The 16,224-nt window shown below is 41.9% G+C and carries 11 protein-coding genes; 9 read left to right on the forward strand and 2 right to left on the reverse strand.

Annotation, left to right across the window (positions count from 1 at the left end):
• Positions 1–3,624: DUF6443 domain-containing protein (locus tag D0817_RS23665; protein ID WP_238160941.1), on the reverse strand; the 3,624-nt coding region annotated here is incomplete at its 3' end.
• A 10-nt stretch (positions 3,625–3,634) separates the two neighbouring features.
• Entirely contained in the window at positions 3,635–6,856 is a 3,222-nt protein-coding gene (locus tag D0817_RS26630) for an RHS repeat domain-containing protein (protein WP_127340814.1), read from the reverse strand.
• Positions 6,857–7,956: 1,100 nt separating this feature from the next.
• On the opposite strand from D0817_RS26630, the gene D0817_RS23675 reads away from it, so the two are divergent.
• From D0817_RS23675 to vgrG, 9 genes are all read left to right on the forward strand, one after another.
• A complete protein-coding gene (locus D0817_RS23675; protein ID WP_127340815.1) occupies positions 7,957–8,826 on the forward strand; it encodes a helix-turn-helix transcriptional regulator in 870 nt (289 codons plus the stop codon).
• Between the two features lie 555 nt (positions 8,827–9,381).
• Entirely contained in the window at positions 9,382–9,951 is a 570-nt protein-coding gene (locus D0817_RS23680) for a Pvc16 family protein (protein ID WP_127340816.1), read from the forward strand.
• Positions 9,948–10,784 (forward strand): hypothetical protein, encoded by an 837-nt coding sequence (locus tag D0817_RS23685; protein WP_127340817.1) that lies wholly within the window; start codon positions 9,948–9,950, stop codon positions 10,782–10,784. Before D0817_RS23680 ends, D0817_RS23685 begins: the two co-directional genes overlap by 4 nt.
• Before the next feature lie 37 nt (positions 10,785–10,821).
• Positions 10,822–12,399, forward strand: coding sequence for a phage tail sheath family protein (locus tag D0817_RS23690; protein ID WP_127340818.1), 1,578 nt, complete (start codon positions 10,822–10,824; stop codon positions 12,397–12,399).
• A gap of 50 nt (positions 12,400–12,449) precedes the next feature.
• The gene (locus tag D0817_RS23695; protein ID WP_127340819.1) at positions 12,450–12,920 is read left to right on the forward strand and encodes a phage tail protein; all 471 of its coding nucleotides are present in this window, start codon (positions 12,450–12,452) and stop codon (positions 12,918–12,920) included.
• Positions 12,910–13,377 (forward strand): phage tail protein, encoded by a 468-nt coding sequence (locus D0817_RS23700; protein ID WP_127340820.1) that lies wholly within the window; start codon positions 12,910–12,912, stop codon positions 13,375–13,377. The genes D0817_RS23695 and D0817_RS23700 overlap by 11 nt, the downstream gene beginning before the upstream one ends.
• Before the next feature lie 5 nt (positions 13,378–13,382).
• Positions 13,383–13,553, forward strand: coding sequence for a DUF5908 family protein (locus D0817_RS25755; RefSeq protein WP_161568460.1), 171 nt, complete (start codon positions 13,383–13,385; stop codon positions 13,551–13,553).
• 11 nt (positions 13,554–13,564) lie between these two features.
• Positions 13,565–14,242 carry a CIS tube protein gene (locus D0817_RS23705; protein WP_127340821.1) on the forward strand — a complete coding sequence of 226 codons (678 nt, stop codon included), beginning with the start codon at positions 13,565–13,567 and terminating at the stop codon, positions 14,240–14,242.
• Positions 14,239–16,038, forward strand: coding sequence for a type VI secretion system tip protein VgrG (vgrG, locus tag D0817_RS23710; protein WP_127340822.1), 1,800 nt, complete (start codon positions 14,239–14,241; stop codon positions 16,036–16,038). The genes D0817_RS23705 and vgrG overlap by 4 nt, the downstream gene beginning before the upstream one ends.
• Positions 16,039–16,224: the final 186 nt, after the last annotated feature.

A 16,224-nucleotide genomic window follows, 5' to 3' on the forward strand; every position in this document is an offset into this window, starting at 1 on the left:
GGAACCATTATCGTTTCTTGTTAAAAATATGATATCTCTACCATCAGGATCGATTGCATTTATCGGATTATCAGCTACATAAACGTAAGGACTTATGTTCGGATACTTCTCCGCCAACGGGTCAACATTCATCCATCTTCCTAAAGCAGGGTCATAATTACGTGCACCATAGTCGTACATGTTAAGCCCCAGCTCGTCTTGGAGTTCTTTACCGTTGTACTTATACTTATTCTCAACACCGATTTTAAGCGTATTATACCCTTCCTGTTTTAAACCAAAAGGATAAAAATTACTTTCTTCCTTAATGACAAGAGTTTTGTCATAACTCAAGCGTACATTGCCTAAATGATCTTTGTACTGGTACACATATTTATAAGAACTTCCCGAAGGTTCAACATAACCTTCGGTTGTTGGGAAAAACTTTAGCAAACCATTATCGTATTGATAACCGCCCAGATAATCCGTTGTTACCACAGATTTCCCGACTTCATTTACAATTTTTTGTACTTTTTGTCCCGAAGCGTTGTAAATATAAACAATATTCCCTGTCGTTGCAAAAGTTATCTTAGTGGGTAAATTTAAATGATTGTACGTGATAACCGTGATGTTTTTGTTGCTGTCTTTAGTCATATTCCCATTGGCATCATAACTATAATCATCAACGGTGTTGGCAGTACTGTCCGTAAAACCAAAAACTTTAGAAGCTGCCGGGGCATTGTCCACGACTTTTACAAGCTGGTTGGTGGTATTGGTACCTGCATATGTGTATACCAAAGCATCAATCTGTGTAGCGGTCTCACTGTTTCCGTTACGGATGATGCTGTTTATATTTCCGTTTTTATCATAAGTAAGGTTCTCACTGTAGGCATTAGTGATTACAGCATCACGTTTGTAAACACTTGTCTTCAGACGGTTAAGATTGTCGTATAAATAAGCATATCCACGTATTATGGGTGTCGCATCTGAAGTGCTGCTCCAAAAAGTCTCGGCAATATTTCCGTTGTATAAGGCTTTACCTCCAGTAATAGCAGGTGTATTGTTGTAATTGATCTTAAAAGCAAACAAATCTCTAGGATCACTGCCTTGCTGAAGTGCAGCTGTATTGTTAATCCCCGTCAGCCAGCCACGGATGTTATACGTATAATCTACTTTTTGGGTTGGAGCTGCAATCGTATTTCCAACTTTTTTAGAAATCAACTGTCCAAGCTCATCATAGGTATTATTGGCAATTACTTCAATAGTACCTCCATTGATCTGATGGGTCTGGGTCAGTAAACGGTCCTGAGGTGAATACGTAAAAGCGTCTTTGGTCACGATTTCAACATCAGTAGCCAAACTTGATCTTTTATGTTTGGTAATGCTGTATTGCAGTTGTCCCGAGAATGTGTCCAACTTACTATCCGTAACGGTATACCCTGCCAGATGGTTGGCGGTATAGGATCGTATAGGGTGCGCTTTAGTATCGTAAAATGCAGTGCTTATTTCTGCCAAAACAGCAGCAGCCAGGGTTGGGACTCTCGTCCAGCTTCCCGTGGGCAGTGTTTTAACGTTCGTTAAAACGGTTTGGGTCTCGATAGCAGCCGGTACCGCCTGAGCGCCCGGAAAACCATAATTATCGTAATAATTAACAGTCAGTAATTTAAAAGTGGTGGGCGCTATGGCGTTCGTATAATCGACCTCTACACCATCAATGGTTCTTCTTGCTTGTTTGCTTTCAAATAAGACCGTGGCCAGATTTTGCGCATCCTGCAATGTTTTTCTCGTGGCAGAAGTGCTGCTGACATTGTTCCATCCGGTATAAACAGGACGGCCCAGAGCATCGTATTTGGTAATCAGCCAGCCTGTCGTGGTGAGATCCGAAAAAGGGGAATTGGCAGGGCCTGTCGCCACAGGACGGTCTAGTTTGTCATAGACGATTAACTCCCATTGCTTGCCCGGCAGTTTTTTCTCCACCAGTCGGTTGCGGTAGTCGTATTTGTACTGGTAACATAAGTTATCCAGAATAGCGGGTGTAATGGCTGCGTCTGCTTTGGGCGGGATCACATAGGTCAGGTTGCCGTAAGCGTCGTATACGTAATACGTATCATGTTTGATTCCGGCTTCGTAGGTTCTTTTTAAAACGACTTGTCCTTCCTTATTTTTAAATTCTACCGTAGAGCCGGCCGTCTCTGTTGGCGTAGCCGCGGTGTTTTCGTCATAGGTAACCGATTTTATAAGTTCACTGGCATCATAGTTTCCGGCGTCTGAAAAAGCGATGTCGAACAGCCCTAAAGCTGGCGTCCAGGTCGCTGTCGCCTTGTACAGTTTTACTTCCGTGGCGGTATTGGTCTGGTAATCGAGTTTGATTTCATGCCCCTGATCCATTGCCCATGCCGCTCCGGGAGCTGCCTGTTTCAGGACACGGTTTAATGGCGAAGACTCGAGTTTTTTTTGCGAAAACGGATTGGCCGTATTGTCGTATTTGGCCGTATTGTAGAACGTTACTGCCCCGGTCTGTGCGTTGGGTACAAATGAGATATTAGACGAAGCGGCTTCATACGGCAGGTATTCCTGCACCTGTCTGCCAAAGGCATCGTAGGTGATGTGTGTTACAATGTCTTTTCCATTGGCCGACTGCTTGTTGGCAATTTGCTGTACAGGTCTGCCTAGTCCGTCAAAATACGTGATACTGGTCTGTACCTGATCTACCGCTGGAAATTCCAAAACTGCAGTGGTGGCTTTTTTATAGTTTTTGGTCACCACATAATTATAATCCGACGGGGTCAGTATATTGGAACAGTCCGCATTGGTACCTTTTACCAGTGGACAATTATCGGTATTGTTTCGGACATAGTTGCCTGCCGGAGTGGTACATTGGGACACAAAAACAGCTGGATCGCCCAGGCCGTCCAGATCGTTGTCGGCGTACCATTTTGTATTGGGATTCAGGGTAACGTCGTTATCATTACAGTCGGTATTGCTGGTCACATAGCCTGTCGGTTTTACGCTGTAAAAGACCGTAACGGCCGGATTTCCGAAAGTGTCATTATCGACATCCCTGTAAAAAATCGAGGGTGCTATATTGGTAATATTGCCCGTGGTATCATTATAATCACTGCTGTTGGTCACATAGCCTGTTGGTTTTACACTGTAATACACTTTAGCATTCGGGTTTCCGAAAGTATCCCCGTCGCTATCCTGATAGAAATACTGTGGTGCAATGTTGGTAATATTGGCCGTGGTATCGTTATAATCCGAGTTGTTAGTCACATACCCCGGCGGTTTTACACTATAGGAACCGGTAACATTCGGATTCCCAAACGTATCATTATCGGCATCCTGGTAAAAGGTCTGGGGCGCAATATTGGTAATGTAGGCGTTATTATCATCCAGATCGCTCTGGTTACTCACATAACCATTCGGCTTGGTTGGACTTAACAGGCTTATGGTTGGATTTCCAAAGCCATCACCATCGTAATCCTCATACCAGCGGTAGGAAGTTTCGCCGCCTCCGCCACCTCCCGGAGGGGCTGCCATAGGGGCTGCTACAGAAGTCTCCACAGGAGTTACAGGAACGTCTTTGGTTTGTCCATATCCCAATGACACCATCAGGATCAGTACTATACTATATAAATATGTTTTCATTGCCGTCTTCTTAATTTTTATAATGATATTGATTCTCTGACAGTACGTTGCCCAGATTGTCCTTTACGGTTTTCAGTCGGTTGTAGGTGTCGTAATCGTACGTGGTAATAAATCCTTTCGGGTCTGTAATGGTCGTGATGCCGACTAACGGCTTGTAGCTGTAGGTCGTAATCATGGCGCCTGGAAGATTGGTCCTGAACGTTGGATCAGTTAGCGAATAAGCTGCCAGCGCCTGATCGTAAGTGGCATTCTCTACCTTGGCAATAGGTTTGGTTTTATTATATCCCCAGATAATCGCCACGGGCATACCGCTTTCTAACGTGTACTGAAGGATATTCCCCACATCATCATACTTATCGTAAGTTATCTTTTTCTCTAAGGCATTCCCCGGAAGCGCGTTGGGAAATTTGGCGGCATAAATAAATTTTGGCAGCAGCAGATTTCCGGTGGTCGCATCTTTGGCGTATTCCGTTTTCTGCTCGGACTGTTTGATACCGGCTTTAAACATTTCGGTCTTCAGCGGCGTATCTATCCGGTTGGTAGTTATCATTTCCGACACCTGTGGTTCGCTTGCCATAACGGCATCCTGCGGATAGTAATATTTGGTTTCCAGCGTTTCCTTCAGGGATGACTTTGTGCTTTGTGAGGTCAGCTGAATATGTGTTGGATTGCTGTACTGATACGTGGTCGTAGTCTCTATCGGATTTAATCCGTTAAGGTCATAACTTCTGTTTATGGAAGACTCCACATAAAACCAGTAGCCTTTTGTTTTGTATTCGACTATGCTTAGATTCTCGACATAATTAGCCTGAGGGCAAAGCTCATCATAATTTTTCCTCACAGTATACGATTTGATTTCTTTGCTGTAAGCGGGGTCTAATTTATATTTGTTTTCGTTTTCCTGTACCACTACAAAGGGCAATCCGGTCTGTTTTTTCTGCAATACCTGCGATTTGATCTCCAGGCCATTGTCCCATCCGAAATTGGTCAGCGGAGCGCTTTTAATAATCTCGTTACCCAAAATTGGATTTCCAATATCATCCCGATGCACTATAAATTCTTTGCTTTCGCCACCATTCTCAAAATTATCCCCGCCTTCGCTTACCGTTACATATTTATAAAAACAGTTGCTGCTGCCCGTATCAAACAAAGAAATGATACTGCTGGAACTCATGGTTAGAAAAGTAATGTCAACATAACGACATAAACTCAGTCCGTCTGATGGACACATTCTTCTTTGTTTGAAGATATCGGTATAAAAAGCATTTTTTCCCTTATCTCCCGAAGAGTGATTGATATCGTCTTTAGGGCCGTAATAATAGCGCTTGTAGCTGGCTCTGGCCGAAGCATCTGCAAAATCTTTGGTAGTCTTGATTCTTACCCCTCCGGTTTCCAGATTGGTATTGGTTACTACCGGGGCAGTAGGATAATAGCTGACAGATAAAGTTGCATTCGTACTCAATCCTCCTTTAGAAAAATACAACTTGTAGGTTTTGCCTGCTTTAGCATCTAAATAAAAAATATTGGTTTGTCTTCTTACAAAGTTAAATGTCTCATAATAAATTGGACCAAACCGACTATTAATATAAAATCTAGGACATAATGGTTCCGGTGTATCCACGCAGGTTACCTGCAGAGAGGCGATATCATGACCGGTATCATAAGGATCATTCTCTCCTTCCGCGAGTGGTGGTCCATTTCTTACATAAGTAACGTAGCCATTAAATACAATTTTTTGATCGACCGCAGAAGTAAGGGTATAAACCTCCGGCAAATCACTTGTGTCCTCCGGTATTCTTTTGTATTGATCTACTTTTTTAGCCGGATAGGTTGTTTTAGCTCCCCAATAGGTGTTGCTTTCATACTCGAGTTCGGTATATCCTTTGGTCGGATAAACCACTTTACTTAACAGTCCTGTTTTCGCAAAATTAATATCCGGCTCTTTATCGGCTCCATTATAATCCAGGTCATTCAGGCTGTATTCTGTTACGTTTTTAGGGACTAAATTGGTATTCACCTTGCCATTGTAATACCCCCAGTGATCCTGGCTCTTGGAGAGCCTTTGGGGAAAAGCGGACGGACTGATATACTCAAAAGTATATTTTTTGGTCGGGTCAAAAAATGTAACATTTTGCAAAAAGACGCGCGTGTTGGCTGTTTTTAAATAATTGAAACTTATTTTTTCGATTAAAAGATTTTCAGCGTTATATTGACTAATGAATTCTATTTTACTGTTTCCATCTACTTCTTCATTAATCCCGACAGTACTGTAGGCAATCGTTATATAACCGTCAGTGGCATTATTACTGTAGATTTTGGTGATTCTTTTCCCGCTAACAGTCATATTGTAAGCCACAATACCACTTAAAACCGGAGCACTGGAATAAATACCACCGTTACAGTCTTCCTGCATTTGCGGATAGGCCATGGTAAAGGTCTGGGAATTCGAAGCGGTATAATCCATTCCAGTGTCCTCATAGGTAAAATAAACTTCTGACTTATTGGGATGTACGATCTTAGTTAAATACCAGGCCGTTACACTGCCGCTTATCACGGAATGTCCGGCACCCATATTCCTGAAAGCCGTGTTTTCTTTTTCTGTAAAATAATATTTGACCCCGTTGGTGGTGGTCAGTAAAAAATCGGCATTGCCGGTTCCGGTTTTTTCTATTTTTATTTTCTGATTATTGATTAAAACAGGAACACCATTTTTATCATAGACAAACTTACCGGAGTTGCCATTAAAATTAAAAGAATAAATATCGCTTTCGGTATCGGCATTGCCTTGTCCGGCAGCAGTATAAAATTGCTGGCGTTGCTCATTGGTCGCATTGGGCAGGTCATCGGGCGGGTAAACCGCTGTAATTGGCTCGTCCAGCTGATCCCTTACGGTACGCGTTATAACACCTCCCACATTCAGGTTCCAGCCCATCCCTACATTTGAAGCTACTTCATCGACCTTTAAGCCATTAGAGCCATAAGAAAGGGATAATGGCGACTCCAGGTCCTTTGTCTTAAAACTAAGCAACGGAACTGAAATATTCGCTGTTCCGGTAAACAACCCGACAGGGACGTTACCAAACTTACCAAGTTCCCCTGCTACGGGCGATGGCGGGGTGATGTTGGGTAAGAATTTACCAGTATCGGTCTGTGCCAGCAGTACAGCTGATGTAAACAGGCAAGACAGTAAAAACAATGTTTTTACGGAATGCTTTAAAAGGAGTTTGTGCATTATGATAAATATTTAATGAATTGGTTTTTTATTATTTCAAACGATGCTGCCTGCAAAGCATTTTTTTATTTTAGGGCTGTTATTCAACTGCTATTACTGATGCCATTTCTATTGCTTTTAAACTTTAGAATAACACCGCATTGCCCTCAGCCATCTGTTATAAAATAAGTGGATAACTGAATTTCGAGTGCGAATCTAATTAACTCATTGGTTATATTTTTACGGCATTCCACATTTTCTGTATTTAAGGGTTTAAAAATCTTTTGCTATATTATAACAGGCTGAAAAACAGCATACTCATCTGATAGCCCTCAATAGTAGTTTTCCTGCATTTTTTTTGAAAGTACCTAAAAAAAGCAAATGGTAAAATCTTCTTATGTAGCTGCCGGGAAATCATTTTCTGAAATTCGGATTACAAACATATTTAATAAAATGAATTAGACGGAATCCGATTTATAAGTGGTGGGTTTTAATTGATATTCGTCAAAAAATCAGTCTGAAAACAACCAAAAAAGACTGCTGATTTAATTCAACCCTACTTTTAAGAGACCCAAAAACATACGATTCCTACTCCACTTTGAGGAACAAAATGGAAGAAAGAAAAGCCTATTGCAAACATAACGGCCAATGGCTAAGTCCCCGGATATACCATTAGTATAGAAAAATAGTGATTCAGAAAAAGTGATCATCAGGTTTAAACCTCCAATATCCCTGACAATGTGACCGAAAAAGGCCAAAATACCTCAAAAATCGGCCTTAAAGTTCACGTATAGGAGTGACGGAGCGGTGACGGAGCGGTGACGGAGGAGTGACGGTAACGTGACGGAGAAATGACGGACCAAAAAAGGCAATGTCAAAGTGGCATAATTAAGAAAAAACAGTTGTTTTTTTATAAAGTTACTACTGTACAAATCGTACAATATCCAGCTTTTCGGAAAGATAAAAACGTCCCCGTTCAAGTACCATAAAACCCTTTCAATACAATTAAAAAAAATCCCATGACAATAAAAACACGTTCCATGACATCTTTTTCTGCAACAATACACTAAATAAGTACTTTTAACCTACCCCTACCAAAAACCAAAAAATCAACCACCGGAATGCCTGAAAAAAAATCAATATTGATTGGATGTGACGATACCACAGTTCTGACTCAGGTATTGAGTATTCTGTCGGCTATAGCTGATTTTACTTTTTCTATCGCCGCTGTTTCAAGGGCATCCGACCTTTACAGCAATACCCAGTCCTTGCTTCCCGATTTGATTATTTTGTGTTTCAGAAGAAACCAGCCCGTTATAAACGACACCCATTTCAACTTAAATAAAATTGATACTCCCATTTTATGCCTGACGCAGAACTATGAATGTGAGTCGACCTGCTGGTCTAAAAACTGCATCATTTTTACCCATCCTTACAAACACATCCACAATGCTGATTTTCTGATTTACAGAATCAAGTCTATTTTTCAATTAAAAAAAGCAGAAAGTACTACCGGCACATCAGCTTCGTTTGCAGAGGAAGCCAGACAAAAAAGCAACGACAGCACGACCAGGGAACTCAGCCATTATGTAATGGAACTCGACCAGAAGGTTGAAATCCTGCAAAAGGTAAAAACCCGTATTTCGTATCTGTATCCGAATGTAAATGATGCCATCCGCAAGGAATTGATGTCGATTGTAAACTCCATCAAAACGGTGGCGGATGACACCAAACTCTGGGATGATTTTAAGATTTACTTTGAACAATCCAATCCGGATTTTTTACTGACCCTGGCCAAAAAACATCCTTCCTTAAGTTCGAAGGATTTAAAGTATTGCTGTTACATCAAAATGAACATGAGCAACCATGACATTACTAACCTGCTCGGAATCAATCAGGATAGTGTACGGACTCATAAATACCGCCTGAAGAAAAAATTGACGCTTGAAAAAGAGCAGGATATTATTTCGTACTTAAGAACGGTTTCGTAAAGTGTTCAATACCTCAACTTTTATACTACTGAAAATTCGGTTACTTATTTGTAATCGAATTTTTTGTTTATGGCAGCTTTATTTAGTCTTCAAAACAGAGGTATTTGTGGAGCAATCCTAAAACCTGTGAAATGTAAAATATATTTAATGCAAGGGACCCAAGGATTTTATGTAACAATGCCTTAAATACGCAAAGTTCGCAAAGCTAACCCAACACAATCCCGATAGCTATCGGGATTGTGAACTTTGCCTTTTATAAGAGCTAAAAGTAAAAATCCTTGCGTCCCTTGCGGTAAAAAATAAGCAGTTCGTATTCTTTTATGTTTTTCCGTTGAGCCCTATTCTATTACTCACATAAGTATAAAATTTTTCTTTTTCACGCAAAAAAAGCCCTTGTCTACATTTTGTCTACAAAAGCGTTACATTTTTACAGGATGTATACGAAAAGTACATTCTTAAAATCGCATCCGTGTTCCTTTCTAAAGTACTTTTACCAGTATAATCTGACTACCAGTTTGTTTGGTCCGTTCAGCCGAAATTTAGAATTACAGCACCATGATACATCAGTCACTTCTATTTACGAATAAATTGCTGGGACAGTTTTTAAAAAACCGTTTTGGGCTCGACGAAGAAAAAATCGTCCTGAATTATCTTATTGATACCAATGGTGCGTTTCCGAAAGCCAACCAGAACAAAGTCGTTTTATCGTTGATTAATGTAGAGAAAGAAACCAATCAGCCCTTTTATATCAAAAACAAAAGACTCGAAAACGGCAATTATTCGAGTTTTAATCCCGTAGAAAAATACAATCTGGATATCCTGATCAGCAGCAATTTTGATGACTATACCGAATCCTTAAAATTCCTGGATGCTATTATGTATTTTTTCCAGATCAACAATTATCTGGATGCCTCCTCCTCTTCGAGTATTCCCGACGGAATCACCAGACTGGAATTCGAATACGAAAAAATATCCTACCACCAGATGCACAGCTTATGGACGGCCATGGGGGCCAAATATCAGCCCTCCATCATTTACAAGATGAAACTGATTAAAGTTCAGGCGAATGAAATGACCGAAATCATACCGGCGGTTACCAATACCAATAATAAGATCCTATCATGAGTCAGAGCGTTTACATAAAAGCCTTTGATGTGATGGTATTCCATACTTTTTTTGATACCGGCAAATGCAACAGCCTGCATTTTATTCCGGACATAGCTACCGAAAAAATATTCCGGAAGTTTGGCCTGCGAATGAATCAGCTTTCCAATGGATTTGAACTCTTTCTGAAATCCGGTTCATCGATCAGCGACACCTTAGCGTATATATCGAAAACCACATCACTGGACTATTTTGTGTTTAATATCCAGTCCGACAATCCTTTTTTTATGCTTTTCACGGCAATGCCCATCAATTTTCCGGGACAATTTACCTATACCAGCCAGGATCCGGAAAATCAGGACAACAACGGTACTGTAGTACTGCATGAAACCTTAGAACAGGAAAAATCAAATTTGTTTTTTGGTCAGCTAAAAATCTCCTTTGAAGATCTTAAAAAAACAGCTGATACTAGTCCGTTGCATTTCCAAATGAAGTTTACAGCCCGGGCAACGCAGTGGCAGTATTATGTCATTAATAAAAATTCAGTTCCGCTTCAAAATCCTGTTATTAACGAAAAAGGAAAAATGCAGTTTGACGATCCGCAACAGGTCGTATTGCAGACGGGAGAAAAAGCCCTCCTTTTTACCTCCGGTGCCACTCCTATTGTGCTCAGCGAAAAACCAAAATATAAATTTGATCTCATCAGTACAAACGGATCAAACGAATCCGGTCCGAAAAACACAAAAGACAAAGTGCTCCTCAAAGGGCTGCCCGTTCCCGATGTTTCGCGGATTGGAATCATCGAAAACGCAGGAACTATTCAAGTTACATCACCCATGTATATTTATTTATAAAAAACTATTTAAAAATGAACCTTAAAAACTAAAATCAATGAATTTATCTACCATCCAGACTCCTGGTGTTTATATTCAGGAATTAAATGCTTTTCCGAATTCCGTTGTAGCAGTGGCTACGGCAGTACCGGCATTTATTGGATACACACCACAAGCTTCTTACGAAGGGAAATCGTATACGAATGTTCCGGTAAGAATTACATCGTTTGCTGATTTTCAAGCCTTTTTTTGTTTTCCGGATCCACCGCTTCCTGCGAGTCCTGCCAAACAATACAGTCCTGAATATTACTTAGTACAGCAAAAAAGTCAGCCGCTAAAAGGCGATTATATGTTGATCTCAGGATCGTTCTATTCCATAGTTCCGGATCCTTCTACGGTGTATTACCTGTACAACAGTGTACGTCTTTTCTATGAAAACGGCGGCGGCGACGCTTACATTGTATCGGTTGGATCCTACGGAACCCAGGCCAAAAAACCAATGACTCCGGGCACTCCGCTGATCAATCCGAACGTACAACTTAACGATCTTACGACGGGTCTTGCCCTTTTAAAAAATGAGCCGGAACCGACCATGTACATCTGCCCTGAGGCAACTTTGTTAAGCGTAGCAGACAATGGTACGCTTATGGAATCGATGCTTCTGCAGTGTACAACGATGCAGACGGCCATGTGCTTGTTTGACATTATTGGAGGTGATGATCCGGACCCGATTTTATACACGCAGGATATTGCTAACTTCAGAATGAACACCGGTTCTGTGGGACTGAATTACGGAATGGCCTACTACCCTTTTATCGGGACCACCATCATGCAAAATTCGGATATTGATTATACGAATTTGTTTGGCGGAGACCTTAAACAATTAGAACCGATTATCAATCCGCCAAGTGCGCCCAATGCAAGTGTGGCGACCATTATTGCCGGTATTCAGAATCCTGACAGTACATTAACGGTTACACAGAACAACAATGCCCTTTTAATTGCAAGTCAGACGTATTCCTTAATTATCAAACACGTGTTGAGTGATGCGAATATCCTTCCTCCAAGCGGGGCTATGGCCGGGGTGATTACCACCACAGACAATGCCGTTGGCCCATGGCAGGCACCTGCCAATACTTCGATAGTTGGAGCGGCTTCATTGCCGATTTCTATTTCGGAAAGCCAGCAGGCCAATTTAAACGTGGATGCCGTTTCGGGTAAATCGATCAATGCGATCCGATTGTTCAACGGACTTGGTATTCTGATCTGGGGTGCCAGAACACTGGACGGAAACAGTCAGGACTGGAAATATATTCCGGTACGAAGAACAATGATCTTCCTCGAGCAATCCTGTAAACTGGCGGCTCAGGCGTATGTTTTCCAACCGAATGACAAAAATACCTGGGAAGCGGTAATTGCTATGATTTCAAGCTTTTTAACCTCCATCTGGAAACAGGGCGGTTTGCAGGGCGCGAGTGCCTCTGATGCTTTTTCCGTAGCCTGTGGACTGGGTTCGACCATGACCGGAGATGATATCCTGAACGGTTTTATGAATGTTACCGTAAAAGTAGCAGTCGTACATCCTGCGGAATTCATCGTGCTGACCTTTCAACAACAAATGGTAGCGTCCAGTTAAGCCGCAACCCTCTCAATTTAAGTAAATTTTTAATTTAAAAATAAAATATTATGCCAACAGATGATGGAAGCGTACAAGGCGCAACGTGGCCGATGCCTAAGTTTAGGTTTGAAGTAGATCTTGGAACCGAACTGACTAAAGTAGCTTTTCAGGAAGTTACAGGAATGGATGTCGAAAATCAGATTATAGAATACCGTAAAAGTAACAGTCCGCTTTTTTCTGTCGAAAAAATGCCCGGAATTACCAAATACGGCAATATTACCATGAAACGCGGCATCTTCGTAAACGATAATACGTTTTGGGACTGGCATCAGCAGGTCGTGATGAACACGATTAAAAGAAGAACAGTGCTGATCAAATTACTGGACGAAAAAGGAAATGTCACCATGCAATGGACACTCAACAATGCCTGGCCGACCAAAATTACCAGTACAGACCTGAAATCTGATGGAAATGAAGTGGCCGTAGACACGATAGAAATTGCACACGAACAATTAATCATTAAAAACGGTGGCAAATAGCGATTATCCGGTTAGCTTTTATTTTACCCTTTCTTTTTCAGGTGTAGATGCGGCTTTCAAGGAAGTATCCGGTATTTCTAAAGAGTTAAGCATGGAAGAAATTGTCTGCGGAGGCGAAAACAGGTTTAAATACCGCCTCCCAACGGTTTCCAACAGTCAGAACTTAGTTCTCAAGAGAGCGATTGTTCCCGTCGGATCCCAATTGGTAAACTGGTGCGCCAACTGTATTGATCAGGGATTATCGAATCCGATCCAGCCGCACAATGTGATACTGAGCCTGCTCAATGCAAGCGGTATTGTCTGTATGCAATGGACGTTCAATAATGCCTATCCGGTTAAATATTCCGTTTCTGACTTAAACTCCCAGGAAAGCGGCATTGCCATAGAATCTATTGAACTGGCTTATACCTATTTCAATATTTCATCGAAAACAACTTTTGATAATCTTTTTACCTAGTACGTATGCCAATCGAAATAAGAGAACTCATTATCAAAACAGAGATCGTCAGTACCAATGCGAAGCACTCTTCCGTGTCCAAAGAGAAAGAATTGTCCCTTTTAAGGAAACAATTACTCGAGGAATGCAAAAGGCTAATCGCAGAGAAAAATCAGGTCAACAGTTATAAACGTTAAAGAATACAGCAATGGCAGGTTTAGAATTAATGAAAATCACGGGATACACGGACGAGGAATTTCAAAACAAATTCGCCGGAAATCCGTATGCTTTTATGATCAACCCGGAATCAATCAAGGTTCAAAAAAGCATTGAGTACAACGAACAGCAGGCGCCGGCTACCAGCTCGGCTTCGCAAAAGTACAAAAGTACCCCAAGTGATAAATTAAGTTTTGAAATTGTCATTGACTGTACGGGTGTTGTGGATGCCAAACGTGTGGATATGGCGAAGGAAATAACCGCTTTAGAAACGATTATTTACACCTACAACGGTAAAATTCACCGTCCCAACTTTGTAAAAGTGCAATGGGGACAGAATATTACTTTTAATGGCGTCCTGGATTCCATCGACATTTCGTATACGCTCTTTAAACCGGACGGAAGTCCGCTGAGGGCCAAAATATCGTTGTCCTTCAGCCAGTACATTTCTCCCAAAACAGTCACCATGACCGATGCGCCCGAGTCTCCGGACTTAACGCATATCGTTACGGTATCTGATGGAATGTCCTTGCCCCAATTGTGCCTGCAAACCTGGAATGATGATTCGATGTACGTACAAGTGGCACAATACAACAAACTGAATAAGTTCCGAAACCTGAGCGGGATTGATAAATTAATATTTCCTCCTGTAATTCCTTCCCACTCATGAGTACTTCAAGCGAAATAAAAGCCGGCGGAATCGCAACTTTCTCCATTCAGGTGGGTGGCAGCACCATACCTGATGAGCTGAGCGTGCTTTCTGTTCATATCGAAAAAAGCGTCAACAGCATTGCCTTTGCCAAAATTGTGATTTTAGACGGAGAAGCCAGTACGGGAGAATTTGAGGCGAGTTCTTCGGCCACTTTTGTTCCCGGGGCAGCGATTAGTATCCTGGCGGGTTACGATGCGGTTAATACCGTTATTTTTAGCGGCGTCATCATGAGCCAGTCTATTCGTATTGACAGCCTCGTAGGATCGGCTTTGGAAATCGAATGTCGCGATGCGGCAGTCAAAATGATTGTGGGCCGAAAAAGCCTGACGTATTCGAATCAAAAAGACAGCGATATCATTTCGTCCATCATAGGAACCTATTCCGGATTAAGTGCCAATGTTACGGCCACCGCGACCACCTGGCCGGAACAGGTACAATATTATGTAACGGACTGGGACTATATTCTCGCTCTTGCCGAAACCAACGGGTTAATTGTAACGACCATCAACGGTAAAGTTTCCGTAACGGCTCCCGATAGTGATACCAGTTCTGTGCTTACGGTAACGTATGGGGATAATTTACTTGAATTTAATGCCAAACTAAACGCTGTGAATCAGTTAGGAAATGTAACAGCTAATACCTGGGATTATAAAAATCAGGTGGTCATCAATAGTGAGGCGACACCTAATGTAAGCGGATCAGGGAATTTAAGTTCTCAAAAATTATCCGAGGTTATCGGACTTTCCGCTTTCCAGCTGCAGACCTCAGGACCAATGGAAACCGCTGATTTAACGACCTGGTCGAAAGCGCAAATCATTAAAAGTGAATATTCCAAAATAACCGGTGAAGCCAAATTTCAGGGAACCAACCTGATTGATCCCGGAAAATACATGACTTTCAGTGGTGTCGGGGATCGTTTTAACGGCGATTACCTCATCGCGGGCGTTGTGCATGACCTTTCACAGGGAAACTGGATTTCTGAAGTCTATTTGGGCATTTCGCCGCTTTGGTTTACCGAAAAACCGGATGTAATGTCCCCGCCGGCTTCCGGGCTTATTCCGGGCGCGAGGGGTTTGTTCAACGGAACCGTAAAACAAATGTATGAAGATCCCGATTCGCAATTCCGGATTCTGGTCAATGTGCCTTTGTTTGATGCCAATGGTGCGGGAATCTGGGCCAGACTGTCCAATTTTTATTCGACCAGTGGTGCCGGAGTCTTCTTTTTGCCCGAAGTCGGAGACGAAGTTATTCTTGGTTTCTTAAACGAAGATCCGCGCTATCCTGTCATTCTGGGCAGTTTATACAGCGGTACGAAAATAAAACCGTTTACAGGCCTGGAACCCAACGAAAAAAATTCAGTCAAAGCCATTGTATCCAAATCCGGGATTTCAATCCAGTTTGATGACGAGAATATTGTCTGGACTATTGCCACACCCAATAAAAATACGATCATCATCAGCGATAAGGATAAGAAAATCACCGTCAGTGATCAGAACCAAAACACGCTGGTCATGTCGGAAAGCGGCATTGATTTGTCCAGTCAAAAAGACATTAGCATTTCGGCACAGCAAAATGTCAGCATCAAAGGCATGCAGGGCGTTACTATCGAATCCAGTGGCGGCGATGTAGCCACAAAAGGCCTGAATATTAAAGACAATGCCGACATGCAATATTCCGCTCAGGGCGGACAAATGGCGCAGGTTTCAGGAGGAATGGAGTTAACGCTGAAAGGCGCGATGGTGATGATTAATTAAGAAGAAGGTTCTGAGGTTCTGAGGGGCTAAGGTTCTGAGGTTTTTAGGTTCAAAGGGGCAGAGGTTCAGAGGGACAAAGGTTTTTAGCTTGGCGTCTTTGCGACTTTGTGTGAGAAAAAGAGTATAGAATATAGAGTATAGAGTATAGAGTATGGAATAAAGAGTAAAGAGTAAAGACAAACGATC

The sequence above is a fragment of the Flavobacterium cupreum genome, from assembly GCF_003996965.1.
GTDB lineage: Bacteria > Bacteroidota > Bacteroidia > Flavobacteriales > Flavobacteriaceae > Flavobacterium > Flavobacterium cupreum.